Annotated in this window: 11 protein-coding genes; 8 read left to right on the forward strand and 3 right to left on the reverse strand. The window is 43.9% G+C overall.

Going from position 1 to position 16,491, the window contains the following annotated elements:
- Positions 1-214: 214 nt before the first annotated feature.
- Positions 215-529 (reverse strand): metalloregulator ArsR/SmtB family transcription factor, encoded by a 315-nt coding sequence (locus tag AB4238_RS00760; RefSeq protein WP_020913760.1) that lies wholly within the window; start codon positions 527-529, stop codon positions 215-217.
- A 135-nt stretch (positions 530-664) separates the two neighbouring features.
- Between AB4238_RS00760 and AB4238_RS00765 the strand changes: the two genes are divergently transcribed.
- Positions 665-2,068: a M20/M25/M40 family metallo-hydrolase gene (locus AB4238_RS00765; RefSeq protein ID WP_372030646.1), complete on the forward strand. Its 1,404-nt coding sequence runs from the start codon at positions 665-667 to the stop codon at positions 2,066-2,068.
- 208 nt (positions 2,069-2,276) lie between these two features.
- Here the strand turns inward: AB4238_RS00765 and AB4238_RS00770 are convergent, their stop codons facing one another.
- Complete coding sequence (locus tag AB4238_RS00770; protein WP_372030647.1) at positions 2,277-3,020, reverse strand: FadR/GntR family transcriptional regulator; 744 nt, start codon at positions 3,018-3,020, stop codon at positions 2,277-2,279.
- A gap of 400 nt (positions 3,021-3,420) precedes the next feature.
- Here AB4238_RS00770 and AB4238_RS00775 point away from each other — a divergent pair, with 400 nt between their 5' ends.
- The 7 genes from AB4238_RS00775 to AB4238_RS00805 all read left to right on the forward strand — a co-directional run bounded on the left by AB4238_RS00775 (position 3,421) and on the right by AB4238_RS00805 (position 15,526).
- On the forward strand, positions 3,421-5,733 hold the full coding sequence (locus AB4238_RS00775) for a chondroitinase-B domain-containing protein (protein ID WP_372030648.1): 2,313 nt from the start codon (positions 3,421-3,423) through the stop codon (positions 5,731-5,733).
- 5 nt (positions 5,734-5,738) lie between these two features.
- Positions 5,739-8,021, forward strand: coding sequence for a heparinase II/III family protein (locus AB4238_RS00780; RefSeq protein ID WP_372030649.1), 2,283 nt, complete (start codon positions 5,739-5,741; stop codon positions 8,019-8,021).
- On the forward strand, positions 8,018-8,365 hold the full coding sequence (locus AB4238_RS00785) for a cupin domain-containing protein (RefSeq protein WP_372030650.1): 348 nt from the start codon (positions 8,018-8,020) through the stop codon (positions 8,363-8,365). The genes AB4238_RS00780 and AB4238_RS00785 overlap by 4 nt, the downstream gene beginning before the upstream one ends.
- On the forward strand, positions 8,362-9,654 hold the full coding sequence (locus AB4238_RS00790; protein ID WP_372030651.1) for an MFS transporter: 1,293 nt from the start codon (positions 8,362-8,364) through the stop codon (positions 9,652-9,654). Before AB4238_RS00785 ends, AB4238_RS00790 begins: the two co-directional genes overlap by 4 nt.
- A gap of 63 nt (positions 9,655-9,717) precedes the next feature.
- Positions 9,718-10,659 (forward strand): sugar kinase, encoded by a 942-nt coding sequence (locus tag AB4238_RS00795; protein ID WP_372030652.1) that lies wholly within the window; start codon positions 9,718-9,720, stop codon positions 10,657-10,659.
- A 708-nt stretch (positions 10,660-11,367) separates the two neighbouring features.
- Complete coding sequence (locus AB4238_RS00800; protein ID WP_372030653.1) at positions 11,368-14,352, forward strand: TonB-dependent receptor; 2,985 nt, start codon at positions 11,368-11,370, stop codon at positions 14,350-14,352.
- A 295-nt stretch (positions 14,353-14,647) separates the two neighbouring features.
- A complete protein-coding gene (locus AB4238_RS00805) occupies positions 14,648-15,526 on the forward strand; it encodes an NAD(P)-dependent oxidoreductase (RefSeq protein WP_372030654.1) in 879 nt (292 codons plus the stop codon).
- A gap of 154 nt (positions 15,527-15,680) precedes the next feature.
- Here AB4238_RS00805 and yaaA read toward each other — a convergent pair whose 3' ends face one another.
- Positions 15,681-16,454 carry a peroxide stress protein YaaA gene (gene yaaA / locus AB4238_RS00810; RefSeq protein WP_372030655.1) on the reverse strand — a complete coding sequence of 258 codons (774 nt, stop codon included), beginning with the start codon at positions 16,452-16,454 and terminating at the stop codon, positions 15,681-15,683.
- Between the last annotated feature and the right edge of the window lie 37 nt (positions 16,455-16,491).

A 16,491-nucleotide genomic window follows, 5' to 3' on the forward strand; every position in this document is an offset into this window, starting at 1 on the left:
AGCCAATGCAAAGCAGAGGTGGAAAGATTGAGCGCCTCACGTAGTGCGGCTAAGGTAAAAAATTGGCAAAACGCTGTATGGTCAATTTTTAATGCACTTGGTATTACAAATTTCAGACAAAAAAATAGAGAGGATATCCTCTCTATTTTTTTACAACTAGTGAAACGTTAACATTAAAAGAAAACCTAACTTAGCTTTCTTCTTTTTAATGCTATTACGCTACCGTTTGTAAGCTTTCGCTGTAAATATTATTAAGTAGCTTAATAATCTCAGCAACTTCATCACTTTTTAACGAGTAATATACTGTTTGAGCTTCTTTGCGGGTTTCAACTAAATTGTCTTTACGCAACCACGCAAGGTGCTGCGAAAGCGCTGACTGGCTCAATCCCAATTTCTTGTTCATTTCACCAACGCACATCTCCCCTTCGTTAAGAAGATAGCACAGGATAAACAGACGACGTTCATTAGCCATCGCCTTCAACAATACAACGGCATGGTCTGCTCGTTGCTGCATTAATTCTATATTCATTACGAGCTATTTCTCCTAAAACAAACCGACGGCCTAATATAGCGTTGCCTTACAGATATAGTCGGGACATGAAGCACACTTTTTGCTAGATTGTTTTCAAAAATGGGACATAAGTAATAAAAACAAAGGAAACTCATGAAAAGTATCTATCTCAAACTTGCCGCCGGTGTTTTTTTAAGCAGTTTGCTGGGGTGCCAAACTCAACAAATAAACAGCTCAAATGAGGCAGTTTCCATGCAACTTCAACAGCAAGCATTAAGCTCAAATCTTGCTTACGAACTGGTCGAGTCATTAACCGTTGAAGTGGGGCCAAGACTTGCTGGCAGCGATAAAGATCTTGTTGCTGTGCAGTGGGCAGAGTCAAAACTTAACTCACTTGGTTTTGATAAAGTTTATAAAGAAGCAGTACAGGTGCCCGTCTGGCACCGAGGAGACGCCAAAGCTTCTATCGTAGCCCCTTTTCCTCAACCACTGGTGATCACCGCTCTAGGCGGCAGTGTCTCAACACCTGAAAATGGTATTGAGGCCAGTATCATTCGTTTCGACAGTTTAGCGGCTCTAAAACTTGCAGAGCCTGCTAAGGTACAAGGAAAAATAGTCTTTATTGATCATATCACTGAGCGTCACATTACCGGTAAAGGCTATGGAAAAAGTGTAGGTGGTCGCTCTAGAGGGGCTGTGGCAGCAGCAGAGAAAGGCGCTGTGGCGGTCATGATCCGCTCTATTGGCACCGATCATGACCGTATGGCTCATACAGGCATGATGAGATATAAAGAGGGCGTGGCTAAAATTCCAGCTGCTGCTATGTCTAGTCCTGATGCGGATTTGATCAACGCAATGTTAAAGCGTGATAGCAATATTACCATTAACTTGCAGCTTTCATCTCAAAACCAAGGCTTTGCCACTTCATACAACGTTATAGCTGAAGTCATTGGCTCCAGTAAACCAGAAGAGATAGTGCTGATTGGTGCTCATTTAGATTCTTGGGATGAAGGTACTGGCGCCATAGATGATGGCGCAGGCGTGGGTATTGTCACCGCCGCAGGAAAACTAATTCAAGATCTGCCCACAAAACCCACTAGAACGATAAGAGTTGTATTATATGCAGCTGAAGAGGTTGGGCTGGTCGGTGGTAAGGCTTATGCAAAAGCACACCAAGCGGAGCTGAATAATCATTATATCGCTGCGGAGTCTGATTTCGGAGCTGGCCGTATCTATCAAGTTGATTTTAGAGCGAGTGAAAGCGCCTACCCACAACTATTAGCCCTTTCAGCCCCCATGACCAACAATGGCGTTGTTTTAGGCACTAACAAAGCCTCAGGCGGCCCTGATATCTCAATACTACCTTCACTAGGGGTTCCTGTCGCTTCGTTAAGGCAAGATGGTACAGATTACTTTGATTACCACCACACACCCAATGATACGTTAGATAAAATTGAGCCCGATGCACTTAAACAAAACGTCGCAGCTTACGCTCAGTTTGCTTACCTAATGGCACAATCTGAATTAGATCTTCGTCCTGTACCCGCCAAAAAGTAACGATAAACCTGCTTTGCGCAAGTCAGTCGAGCTTGCAGTTTAACCTCTATAACAAAAAGGCCATCATCACTGATGGCCTTAATTAGATTGTCCGTCTCACCCTAAGCTAACCTTAGGGCAGGCAAAAAAACCGTGAAAGATCAACAGCCCCTAATGATCACTTTATTAATACTCAAGGCTAACCCAATAGCATCATCAGTAACGCAATTTACTCTGCGGTTCGATTGACTAAGTTATTGATCGAATATAAATCGCGTTTTTCACTATTTTTACGTCTAACTTCTTCTAATGCTTGTGCTTCAACGGTGTCAAATAACACATTGATAAGTCGATTAAAGTGACTATGCATTGCTTGCCTAGCTAACGACGCTTCGCCGGCCATCAGCGCTTCATAAATGGCAGTATGCTCATCCAACGTCTTTTGGTTATCCTTGCTACACACGCTGTTGTAATCAACGATAATGTCTTGACTAGAGGTTCTCAGTGCCCACAGATTCTGGAAAGAATTGATCAAAGCACTGTTACGGGTAGCGCCGGCAATAATCTGATGGAACATTTCATCTGCTTCTTCAACATATGAGCTGTTTTCCATCATCGTCAGTGTTTTCTTTAATTCGATAAGCTCTTGTGCGGTTATCGTTTTCGCTGCAAGTGCGGCAATTTCACCTTCAACCAACGCGCGAGCTTGGGTCAGTTCGAAAGCATTAACCTTACTCATCGGGTCCGATGTCGCTGCTGAATGTAAGACATATACGCCAGAACCTGTTTTAACTTCTATCTTCTCGCGAACTTCTAACGCAATAATCGCCTCACGTATTGTCGGGCGACTCACATCAAATTTCTCAGCTAACTCTCTTTCCGGCGGCAAACGACTACCAGGTGCATATTCACCGTTAACAATAGATGTTTCAATCTCATCAACTATGCGCCAAAACATACGCCGACTCTTCATACCTAGTCCTTAGACTGTTAAATCATTTACATTTCTATACAGTCCATAATATCGATTTACATTACCAACGCAAACCGAATTTTGCTTTATTTCATCAGAAACATTGCAACTTCACGCTCAAATCACCGCCCAAAACAAATAATATTGGTAATAACTATAAATCCAAATCACCTCAAAATTGGTAACACAAATCGGTTGACAACCATAATAGCAATTGGTTAGTGTCTAACCACTGTTAATTTTTTGTTTATTTTAGATTGAATTAACCACAAGAAATAACAACTAGTAAACAAACGATAAGTCGACAACTAAGTTACTGCATCACGATTAATAGGTCGAGCTGTAGCCCAATGGCTCAGTGAGGTTGGTTACTCAGACAACAATAATAAAGAGATTTTTCATGCGATTAAATCATCAAGCTGACAGTCTACTAACACGAAAATTGGTTTCACTTTCTGTTTTAGTTAAAACCGCCCTCTTTATTGCGGCGTGTATAAGTTCAGCCTCACTTTATGCCGAAACCTACACCGTAACTAACCAACAAGAATTCAGCCAAGCGGTCAGCAAGCTCACCGCCGGTGATAATGTCGTTCTTGCCAATGGCATTTGGGCTGACTTTGAGATTGTGTTTACTGGCAATGGTCGCGAAAATGCTCCCGTATCACTGTCAGCCCAAACCCAGGGGCAAGTTATCCTAACCGGTCAATCCAATTTGAAACTTTCCGGCAAGTACTTACATGTTTCAGGTCTGGTTTTTAAAGATGGATTCACCCCAAGCAATGAAGTCATTGCTTTTCGCACTTCAAAAAATCAGCTTGCTAACCATTCGCGTGTTAGCCAGGTGGTAATTGACAACTACAACAACCCCGATCGCCATGAATCGGATTCTTGGGTGTCGATTTATGGCAAGCATAATCGATTCGACCATAACCATTTAGTGGGAAAGCGAAATAAAGGGGTCACATTAGCAGTAAAACTCAACACCGCTGCAAGCCAAGAAAATCACCATAGAATTGATCATAACTACTTCGGCCCTCGCCCTATATTGGGCTCCAATGGCGGCGAAACACTGCGCATTGGTACCAGCCACTATTCAATGAGCAACTCATTCACTGTTGTAGAGAACAATTATTTTGACCGTTGCGATGGGGAAGTGGAAATTATCTCGGTTAAATCTGGTAAGAATATTCTACGTAACAACACCTTCTTTGAGTCTCGCGGCACCCTAACAATGCGCCACGGCAACGGCAATAACATTAGTGAGAACGTATTTATTGGCAATGGTGTTGATCACACTGGCGGGATCCGGGTAATCAATCGCGACCAGAGCGTTACAAACAACTATTTAGAAGGGCTAAAAGGCTACCGTTTTGGCAGTGGGTTGACTGTGATGAATGGTGTACCTAACTCGCCTATCAACCGTTATCACCAAGTCGTTAACGCCAATGTAAGCCATAACAGCTTTATCGACGTTGACCACATACACCTTGCTGCTGGCAGTGATAAAGAGCGCTCTGCCATTCCACTAAATTCACAGTTTAGTCACAACCTTTTTGTTAACCGTAATTCACAAGCCCCGTTTTCAATCTTTGATGATATCAGTGGTATTGAGTTTGCTGACAACCTCTCCAACCAATTAAATAATAACCCCATAAAACAAGGGATTAAAGCGGACGAGCTATCACTTGAACGTGCCAGTAATGGCTTGCTTTATTCGGCAAACGAACACAACGAAACTTTCGGTGCTAGCAAGCAGCTCACCCCGATAGCTAAAGACGCAACAGGGGTTAATTGGTATCCGAAACGCGAACCAGAAGTGGCATTTGATTCGGGCCAAGCCCATACCGTTAGTGACAGCAATGGATTAGTAGCAGCTGTTAAAACTGCAAGCGCTGGTGACACCATTGTTTTGACTGCCGGTGACTATGCAATTGAAAAAGTCATCAAAATCAATAAAACCCTGAGTATTGTGTCTGAGCAGTCCAAGCAAGCAACACTGACTTTTAGCCGACCAACCTTATTTGAAATTCAAAATGGCGGAAGTTTAAAATTGGCCGGGTTAACGATATCTGGAGAAAACAGTTTAGATTCGGCTGGCAATACTGTCGTGAGAACGAGCAAATGGGGCATGTTAACCAACTACCGATTTAGCTTGTTAGATAGTGATGTTAGTCAGCTAGACATCAACCACTCATTTCATTTCTTTGATTCTGGGGCACGCGCATTTGCCCGAGATATCACCATTGCCAATAATCGATTTAGTCATATCAGCGGCGATCTATTCAGACTCAATAAAGAGCGCGACGACTTAGGTATTTACAACGCCGAATACCTTACCATCGAAAATAACCAATTTACTGATATCAAAGGCGCACTGGTTAAATTGTATCGTGGCGGCACTGATGAAAGCACCTTCGGCCCCCACCTTATTTTCAACGATAACCAACTAACGAGTGTCGGTAATGGCAAGCGTAACAAGCAAAAAGCAAGTTTGTACTTACACGGTACTCAAGTGGCAAGTGTCAGAGGCAACAGCTTCACACAGAGCGCTGGTATTAATATTGAACACACCACGGGTGAGCCCATCACTGTGCTGACTGACAACCAATTTATCGATACTCAGCCACCGCAAGTTGCCGAACTCTATGCCGTTGGCACAAGTACCGCTGTGATCCGTAATAACACGACAACCTTTTCTAACGGCCATAAATAATCATCATGACTTATAAATACCTACCAAAACTAAATATATTCAACGCCCTAGTGATAATAGTGATGAGCTTGCCGCTAAGCGCTCAGGCTGCGAAGCTCAACCACCCAACATTGGTCGTCAATCAGCAAGATGTCGACACTATGCGCGAAGCGATTGAGCAGCCAGGGTTATTCCAGCAAACATTTATTGCTAAAAAGGCCAGTGTCGACACTTTTATCGGTCAAGCTACTGATGTACCCACCCCGACAGATGCCGGAGGCGGTTACACCCACGAAAGACACAAGAAAAACTATCAGCATATGTATGATGCAGGAATGATGTATCAACTCACTCAAGATCCTAAATACGCTGACTTTGTTCGTGACATGCTGTTGCAGTATGCAACGCTCTATCCAACACTACCTCGCCACCCCAAACGCAAAAGCAGTAATGAGGGCAAACTGTTTTGGCAAGGGTTAAATGAGGCGGTTTGGCTAGTGTACACAATACAAGCCTATGACTTTATTGTAGAGACACTGTCTCCCGCACAAATAGATAGTATTGAGTCAAATCTATTGTTGCCAGTCGCTCACTTTTTGTCGGTTGAATCTCCACACACCTTTAATAAGGTACACAACCACGGCACTTGGGCCACCGCAGCCGTCGGCATGACAGGTTTTGTCCTTAATCGACCTCACTTAGTGGATATCGCCCTTTATGATTTAGAAAAGTCGGGTAAAGGCGGATTTCTACGCCAGCTAGATGAGCTGTTCTCCCCTGATGGCTATTATAACGAAGGCCCTTATTATCAACGCTATGCATTATTGCCATTCGTGACTTTTGCTAAAGCGTTACAGCAAAACCAGCCTGAACGAAAGATCTTTGAATACCGAGATGGCATCCTGTTGAAAGCCATCTATAGCACCATAGAGTTAAGCTACAACGGTCTCTTCTTCCCACTGAACGACGCCATTAAAAGTAAAGGCATCGATACGATGGAGTTGGTTATTGCCGTTAGCATGGCATATGGATTAACCGCCGACAGCAATTTGGTCGATATCGCCAAGCAACAAGATACCATTCTATTAACCGGGGATGGATTAAAGCTCGCACAGGCGATAGCAACAAATACCGCCACACACTACCCGTTTAGCTCACGATTATTTACCGATGGTAAGCACGCCGATGAGGGGGCACTTGTGGTAATGCGCCACTCAACGCCTAGCCAACCGAGCGTGGTATTTAAAGCCACCGCACAAGGATTAGGCCATGGCCATTTTGATAAGCTCACTTGGCAGTTTTATGATGGCGGCAATGAAATTATCTCCGACTACGGCGCGGCGCGATTTTTAAACATTGAAGCCAAAGCTGGTGGCCGCTACTTACCAGAAAACAAAACTTGGGCAAAGCAAACTATTGCCCACAACACCCTAGTTGCAGATGAAACCAGTCACTTTGACGCCGATGTCAAGGTTGGCAACAGCAACCACCCAAGCATTAATTACTATTTTAGTGACACAAAAGTGACACTCGCCTCGGCCAATATTGCCACTGCATATGAGGGCATAGAGATCACCCGAACCATGGCATTAGCGACTATCGATTTACCACAAGGCCCTGTTCCTTTGGTGTTTGATATTGTTGATGTTAAAAGCAATGATGAACACCAATATGATCTGCCCGTGCACTACCAAGGGCAGCTAATTGACACCAATTTTAAGCGTATTGCAGCAACAACTGAGCTCAAGCCGCTTGGCACTCAAGCGGGATATCAACACTTGTGGTTGCGAGCGAAATCAGCGACAAATGCAAACACCGCTCAACCACCTATCAATCAAGTCACTTGGCTCAACGACAATGGTCGCTTCTACACTCACAGCAGTATTACTGACGGTAACGTAGAAATGCTGTTTACTCAGCTAGGAGCCAATGATCCAAACTTTAATTTACGCACAGAAAATAGCTTTATCCAACGGGTGGCTCAAGCCAAAAATCAGCGTTTTGTCAGTGTAATTGAGCCCCACGGTGAATATAACCCGTCGGCCGAATACACTTTAAACGCCACCAGCAATGTACGTTCACTGTCATTTCAAAAGCAAGACGATGTCAATGTCATCGGCTTCTCTTTGGCCACTCACAGCGGTGAAATCAAGCAGTACGTCTTGGCAATCTCAGATAAAGCACAATCTAACCACACTAAAAATAACCTTAAAACGTCAAACCTGAATAGCTTTTACTATAACGACAAGCCATATCGCTTCGCGGATAGATACCAGTTATTAGACATTACTCAGCGGGAGTCAAAATGACGCAAAGTAAACATTTTTCCTTTGGAAATGAAACTGAAATTGAAGATATCGGTGGCGGCCTAAAGCGTCAAATGCTTGGGTACAATCATGAACTCATGGCGGTAAAAATATGGTTTGAAAAAGGCGCTATTGGTTACAACCACGCCCATAGACACTCTCAAGTGACTTACGTTGTTGAAGGTGAATTTCACTTTAACATTGATGGCGTAACCCAAATTTTAAGGGCCGGTGACAGTTGTATGATCCCGCCTCACACAGACCATGGCGCAACATGTCCTACCGGTGGAATATTAATCGATACTTTTAGTCCAGCGCGCGAAGACTTTCTTGAGGCCGCATCATGAAAATGACTAATTTAAGATGGTGGGTCATTTTGCTCATCGCCCTGGCCACCGTGATCAACTATATCGATCGTTCTGCCTTAAGCGTGCTTTGGCCAGATATCGTCGAAGAGATTTTTCCAGATAAAACAACACTGGAACGTAAGCAAATTTATGCCAACATCTCCATTGTGTTCATTTTTTCCTATGCATTTGGCCAAGCCATTTTTGGTAAAATCTTTGACTGGCTCGGCACCCGGTTGGGTTTTGTGTTATCAATTGGCGTTTGGTCGCTGGCAACCGCAGCCCATTCATTTGCCCAAGGGGTATTAAGTTTCTCAATTTTCAGAGCCATATTAGGTGTGGCTGAAGCCGGAAACTGGCCAGGTGCAGCAAAAAGCAACGCCGATTGGTTTCCAACCAAAGAACGCGCCTTAGCACAGGGAATTTTCAATTCTGGTGCGGCCATCGGCGGCATCGTGTCTATCCCACTTATCGCCTATATGACCGTGTACTTCAGCTGGCAAATGGTGTTTATTCTTATCGGTTTAATTGGTCTGTTATGGCTTATCCCATGGATAATTTTAGTTAAAGCACCGCCTCAATCTCACCCATGGATCACTGAAGAAGAACGCGAATACATCCTCACGGGACAAAAATGTACTCCTGAGGAACAACCCGATGCCAAAGAATACAACCCAACGACCAAAGAGCTGTTATGCCATAAACAAAGTTGGGGCGTGATTATTGCCTCTGCAGCAATCGACCCGATTTGGTGGCTATTTGTTTTCTGGATCCCCATCTACCTTAATGAAGTTTATGGTATGGATGTTAAATCGATTGGTATCTACGGCTGGGTTCCCTATGTCGGCGCAATGTTAGGCGCTTGGTGTGGTGGTTTACTCGCTCAAAATCGCCTCAAAGCCGGCTGGAGTGTAAACCGCACGCGAAAATTCACAATCACCTTAGGTTGCCTGATCATGCTACCCGCCTTGCTTGCAATGGCTGATCCTGGTGCCCCCACCACAGCCGTGCTGATTATGGCAGTGATCTTATTTGGGTTTCAAACCGCTATTGGTAATGTGCAGACTTTACCCAGTGACTTATATGGTAAAAAGGCGGTGGGTACCCTCGCAGGCTTATCTGGCATGGCCGCCAAACTAGGCGCCTTGGGGTTAACGGCGCTCGTGCCCTACTTAACCGCTGATGGTAACTATACCCCAGCGTTTGTTATTGGCGCTTCGTTAGCCGTTATTGCAATTGCTGCTGTATGGATACTGATCCCTAAAATAGCGCCAGTTTGCAAGCGCTAAACAACGATATTGAGTGAACATTGGCAGTTAAATTTAGAGTTTTAAACAGATAGGGACCCGTTAATGAAGAACATTTATTTACTTGGCGAATGTATGATTGAGTTAATGAATACCTCGATGAATACCATGAAGCAATCTTTCGCCGGCGATGTTTATAACACTGCGGTGTATCTTAAGCGGGCGTTTCCAAAAACCAATGTTCACTTAGTCACCGTCGTTGGCACAGACAGGTTTAGTCAGAACATGATGACATGTTTTAAAGATGAAAATATTCAGTCGGATCTGGTATTTCAATCTAAAAACAAAGCGCCAGGGCTTTATGCTATCGATCTCGATGACAACGGCGAGCGTAGTTTTACCTATTGGCGAGAAAACTCAGCAGCTCGCCAGATTATGCAGCATATCAATGATGCTGCCATCGCTCAGCTTAGCCAAGGCGATATGTTTTTCTTTTCGGGGATCTCTATCGCCGTCATTGAACCGAATGCCCGAGCAAGCTTTTGGCATATGGTTGACCAATTAATACAAGCGGGCGTACAGATTGTCTTTGACCCCAATTATCGCCCTAGAATGTGGTCAAGCCCAGGCGAAGCCAAAGCTCAGTTCCAATTAGCCTTCGCAAAAGCATCAACAGTTCTACCAGGAGTAGACGATTTTGAGCAATTGTTCGCCATCGACACAGCACAAGGAGTTATCGACTCTTTGGCTCCTTACCCTATCACGGAACTAATCATCAAAAACGGACCAGCATCACTGATTGTGGTTACCCAAAGCCTAAACGATGGCCACCCCCAAGAGATACAAGTCAGCCCCGTTAAGCACGTGGTTGATACTACGTCGGCGGGAGATTCATTCAATGGGGTATATTTAGGCGCGAAGCTCAATGACATCAATGACTTCGAGGCTATCAACATGGCAGCACAATCTGCCGCCTATGTTATTCAACATAAAGGCGCCATAGTAGATAAGATCGGCTTCGACGAGTTTTGGCAAGCACGATTTTAATCATTCGCCCCACCTATCTAAACGGTTCACCTTATAGTTTTACTGATTAAGGTGAGCTTACTGCTCTTTCGTAAACGACTCCTCCCTATCCCTCGCTGCACTTTTCCTGCTAACTTCACCACAGCTACTCAGCACTAAGACTCTCCGTAACGGTTTAAGACATTCAGCCGCACAGGCAACCTTTTGTAATACCAATTTCCAATTCAAGATTACCCATTATTGAGTTAAACGAGTTCCCAAGCGTTAGATCACTCACCCCGTGCCCACAATGAATCCGCGAAAAATAGCAGCTTGCACACAAGACAAATCACAGGAATAAAATCAAATAACTTACAACCAAGAAACTCAACGTAAGATATTAATATTAAACAGAAAATACGACAATACAACCATGAACACTAAGCCCAACTAGCAGAGTTTATTTCTTTCAAAGTGATGAATTCTTAATTATTTTCTTTTACCAAAAAAATAACTGACCTCCTCCTTAAACGCCAAAATACTGATAAATTTAAATTATTTAACCAATTCTTGAGTAAAAGTGTTTACATAAAAACAACTTACCCAGATGTATGACAAAATACATTTATTTGGTAATAACAATTTGCATTAACCGGTTGGGTGTTATATAAATGTTACCAGTAGTTAAAAACACAGTAATTGGTAATACAACATCACAACATAATTGAAATTGCGTTTTTGGGGAAGACAATGAAACTGAATCAAATAAGTGCCATGTTTAGTCATGCCAAAAGTAGAAGAAACAACCGAACTCTTTTTGGTGCTGCGCTAACTGCACTGTTAAGCATGCCAGTTGTTGCAGCAGAGCCAGCAACTGATGCACAACAATCAGACACCAGTGAAATTGAAGTTATCACGGTAAAAGGTATCTTTGGTAGTTTAAAGGCTGCCAATTTGATCAAGCGCACTGATGACCGCATTGTCGACGCCATTGTTGCAGAAGATATTGGTAAGTTACCAGACAACAATATCGCCGAAGCTCTCCAGCGCGTAACCGGCGTGTCCATTGGCACTGATTTTGGTGTGGGCGAATCTGTAACAATCCGCGGCGTTTCCGAAAACCTAATTCTATTAAATGGCCGCTCCACCGCGGGATCAGGCCGAGGCGGTATTGGATTAGATGATTTTCCCTCTAGCTTCCTAAAAACCGTAGAAGTCATCAAGTCGCCCACGCCAGATATGATTGAAGGGGCGCTCGGTGGCACGATCAACATGGAAACCATTCGTCCATTAGAACTCACAGAGCCGCTAGTGGCGATTACACTTGATGGCGAATATTCTGACAAAACAGAAAATACAGCACCTAACCTCTCTCTCGGTATCGGCCATAACTGGGATTTAGGTGACGCAGGTACTTTTGGTGCATCAGCAAACATCGCTTACTTAGATCGCGAATTACGCCGCGATGAATACTTCAACAAAGTCGACCTTCAAGATAATATCGATATTGATGGTAACGGTACAGTAGATGATTCCGGTGGCCCAAATGGCAAATACCTACGCCGAACACAAACAACGGTTGAACAAAAAACAGAGCAGCGTGAACGTACTGCATACGGGATATCTCTTCAGTGGGCGCCCGTCAGTGAAGAAGTTAATATCTATTTAGATCTCAATGCGACCAAACTTGACGGCGGACAATCTGCTTACTCTATTCTTGATGTGGGTGGTAGCTCTGTCGCCAGAAGTGACTCATACTACGACGGTAACGGTCAATTGCATAACTATGACTTGGATGGTGTGCTCGTTATTCCAAAAACTTGGAGTGACTTCACCACATCAGATACCACCTCTAATGCCATAGGCGGTGATTGGTTTATCACCGATGATATTGAGCTATCTGCTGAGTATTCACTGTCAACATCAAAAGAAAAGCAGACCGCGAACGAATTTAATTTACGCCCCATTGAGCGTACCGATCCAACATTGGATTTAGTCACCCATACCAGTACCGGGAGTTCAACGACGGGCAACGGCATTCCCGCATATATGTATGCTGATCCCGGAATGCTAACCAATCCAGATAACTTAGTTTTTCGGGAGTTTTTCCACAAAACCTTAGAAACAGATAACGAAGAACAAGCGTTGCGGTTTGATCTTAAAATCAGCGATGTGGGTGTCGATTGGATTTCAGCGGTTAAAGTTGGGGTGCGTTTTACCGAACGTGATTTCACTGCTAATCGATATGATCTAAAGCCGGTTAATGGCAATACCACCCTTAAAGATTCTTATAAGAAAGCAGTCAATGCTGATGGCCTATACAGCCCAATATGGACCGATAACCCACTGCTAACCGACAGTTTTAAAACCGTCAATATGAGCAACTCATTTGACCAAACTGGTATCGCTGGCCTAAACGACATGCTGACATACAATGTCTATGATAGTGACCTATTGCAAAACACTGAAGCGACCTATGCGCTTGTGCAGCAAATATTACAAGATACATCTTATGCAATGACGGGCTCACTGGCTGACAACATAGTTGAAGACAACGGTGCCTATAAAGAAATTAATGAAAAAACCGGTGCGATATATGCACAATTGCATTTAGAGTTTGATGAGTTAACCGCCGTATTCGGTGGTCGTTATATTCAAACCGAGCTGGAATCGAGTGTTGTTGCATCAGTTGATGCTAACGGTAACAGAATGCTTGAAACTGGTAAAAACGATTATTCTGACTTCCTACCTAGCTTGAATGTGACTTACACACTCACAGACGAGACTTTGATACGCTTTGCAGCTGCTAAGGTTATGCGTCGTGCTAATTTTAGTGAGCTCAGCCCTGCGCTTTCTATCGATAACTCTCTGGTCACCGGTACCCAAGGCTCTTACCAATTAGAACCTTATCGCGTAACCCAGTATGACCTTTCAGTTGAACACTACTTTGATAATGGCGGTATTATTTCGGCAGCGTTATTCTATAAGGACGTCAACTCCTTTACACAAACTGACAGCAGCTGTTTAGCCGACCCAAGTACCATTGAAGGGCAAAATACTACCGAGTGGAGCAATGTGTGCTTGCTCGATACGGCAGGTCAAAGCCAAGGTAATGTCAATTTTGCAACTGAGGCGCAAGGCTTAGGCTATGTTAACGCTGAAAAATCAGCAGGCCGCACTGGTATTGTGGTAGACACCGACGTGAACGGTGGCAGTGGTGAGGTGAGAGGCTTAGAACTTGCTTACCAACAGCAACTGACCTTTTTACCCGGCTTCTGGGCAGGCTTTGGTGTGAACGCTAACTATACCTACGCCGACAGCGAGCAGCCAGATGGTAATCCGCTACTCAATATTTCTAAGAACACAGCCAATGGTCAGCTTTACTGGGAAAACGAACAATTGCAATTCCGCTTAGCTTATAACTGGCGTGACCGTTACTTATACTCGCAAGCAGAGAAACGAGTTCAAACGGTGGGCACATTAGGTTACAACGTATTTAACCAAAATGATCCAACAGCAGATAACTTTGATGCCACAGTAGGTAATAACTACCGCGAAGCCAGAGGTCAGTTTGATTTCTCTGCAAGCTGGGATATTAATGAGCACTTCACCCTAGTCGGCAACGTGGTTAACCTCACTGGTGAGCCCATTGAATATACCACCGAGCTCGGTTCAGTCTGGAAGTACAGTGAATCAGACCGTCGCTACACATTCGGCGTTCGAGCTAAGTTCTAACGACTCCGCTTACAGAGCCTACCCCACAGATAGGCTCTGAGCTTTTCCTTAACATAAAACTTAATCCCCTACTGTTAGCTTACTGTCCTTAACACTGCTGGTAGACAAAACTCAACGCGCACACTATTACCAAAAAACAAACATTGGTAACAATGATTGGTTGACAACAACAAAAAACCTGTAATAACATGATTACCAGTAAATGAGTAAGTTGGTCTGCAAGGAAAAATGATTGCCAGTTACACCAACCTTCAACTTAAAAAATTTGGTTTTCACATAATATTAGGAGTTAGATATGACAAAGCCTGTCATCGGTTTTATCGGACTTGGTCTCATGGGCGGCAACATGGTAGAGAACTTGCAAAAGCGTGGCTTTGAACTGCAGGTAATGGACCTCAATCAGGACGCGGTTGATGCCTGCATCGACAGAGGAGCCACCGCCGCAAGTTCAGCAAAAGCATTAGCGGCTTCCAGTGATATCGTCATGCTTTGTCTTACAACTTCAGCGGTGGTAGAAAAGCTAGTGTATGGTGATGATGGTATTCTTGCAGGCATCAAACCGGGTGCGGTATTGATTGATTTTGGTACCTCAATTCCAGCTTCTACCCGCAAAATTGGTCAGGACTTAGCCGCCAAAGGTGCCGGTATGATTGATGCACCACTCGGTCGCACCCCAGCTCACGCCAAAGACGGTTTGTTAAACATCATGGCTGCGGGTGACTTAGACACCTTTAACAAGGTAAAGCCTGTGCTTGAACAACAAGGCGAGAACGTGTTCCACTTAGGTCAGTTAGGTGCCGGTCATACCACTAAGTTGATCAACAATTTTATGGGTATGACCACCGTTTGCGCTATGTCTCAAGCATTTGCCGTTGCTGATCTTGCCGGTGTTGACCGCCAGCAGCTGTTTGACATTATGTCGACAGGCCCCTCTAACTCACCCTTTATGCAGTTTTGTAAAAACTATGCAGTCGACGGTGTCAGCGATCTTGGATTTTCTATCGCCAATGCCAATAAAGATTTAGGCTACTTCTTGAAAATGCTCGAGGATTTGGGCACACAGTCTAAGATAGCAGAAGGCTCATCTGCCAATCTTAACGCGGCTTTTGATGCGGGTATGGGTAACGGCAATGTACCGGAAATCTTTGATTACTTTCTCAAGCTTAACAAGTAAATTTAACAGCTAGGATCACTACCGTTTAGTGCTCTGCCCACTAAACGGTAGTTTATCAACCTCAAACACTAGCCTTTCATCCTTACAGCGCATTTAGACACCATCGCACCATGACAACACTTTACAGTCCCCAGTGAATATAATGCCCGACAGCTTATTGCTCTTCGCGCAAGAACACAGGCGCTGTAACCGTAGATTCCGCTTCACTATAATAATAACCTGCACTATCAAATTTGATCAGTGCATCCAATGATTCAACATTGTTGTCCAGAATATAACGCACCATCATGCCGCGTGCCTTTTTGGCAAAAAAGCTGATCACCTTATATTGACCGTTCTTTTTATCCTTAAAGACTGGCGTCACTAAGTTTGCAGTCAGCTGTTTATGCTTAACCGCTTTAAAGTACTCGTTAGAAGCAAGGTTGATAATGGACTCGTCACCTTGAGCGGCAGTTGTCCGATTTATTTCATCAGTAATAATATCGCCCCAGAACTGATAAAGGTTTGTCCCTCTAGCATTACTTAAGCGTGTTCCCATCTCCAATCGATAAGCTTGCATTAAATCTAAAGGTTTCAATAATCCATATAAACCAGATAAGATCCGTAGCTGCTGCTGCGCTTTCTGTAAGCTAGCTTCTGATAGTGTATCAGCATCAAGCCCTGTATATACATCACCTCTAAAGGCAAACACAGCCTGCTTAGCATTATCGGTGGTAAAATTAGGATCCCAACTGCTAAACCTTGCGACGTTGAGACCAGCAATTTTATCACTGACCTTCATTAAAGAGGCGATATCGCTTGGCGTTAACTTACGGCAGACATCAATCAGTTGCTCACTTTGCCCCAACAGCGTAGGAATTGAATAACTTTGAGTCGCAGCTGGATTTTCAAAGTCTAATGTTTTTGCAGGTGAAACCAAAATTAGCATGTGAGGCCCTATACATAGATATTGTTAAACTGTGACA

The sequence above is a fragment of the Shewanella sp. 10N.286.45.A1 genome (genome assembly GCF_041470405.1).
GTDB lineage: Bacteria > Pseudomonadota > Gammaproteobacteria > Enterobacterales > Shewanellaceae > Shewanella.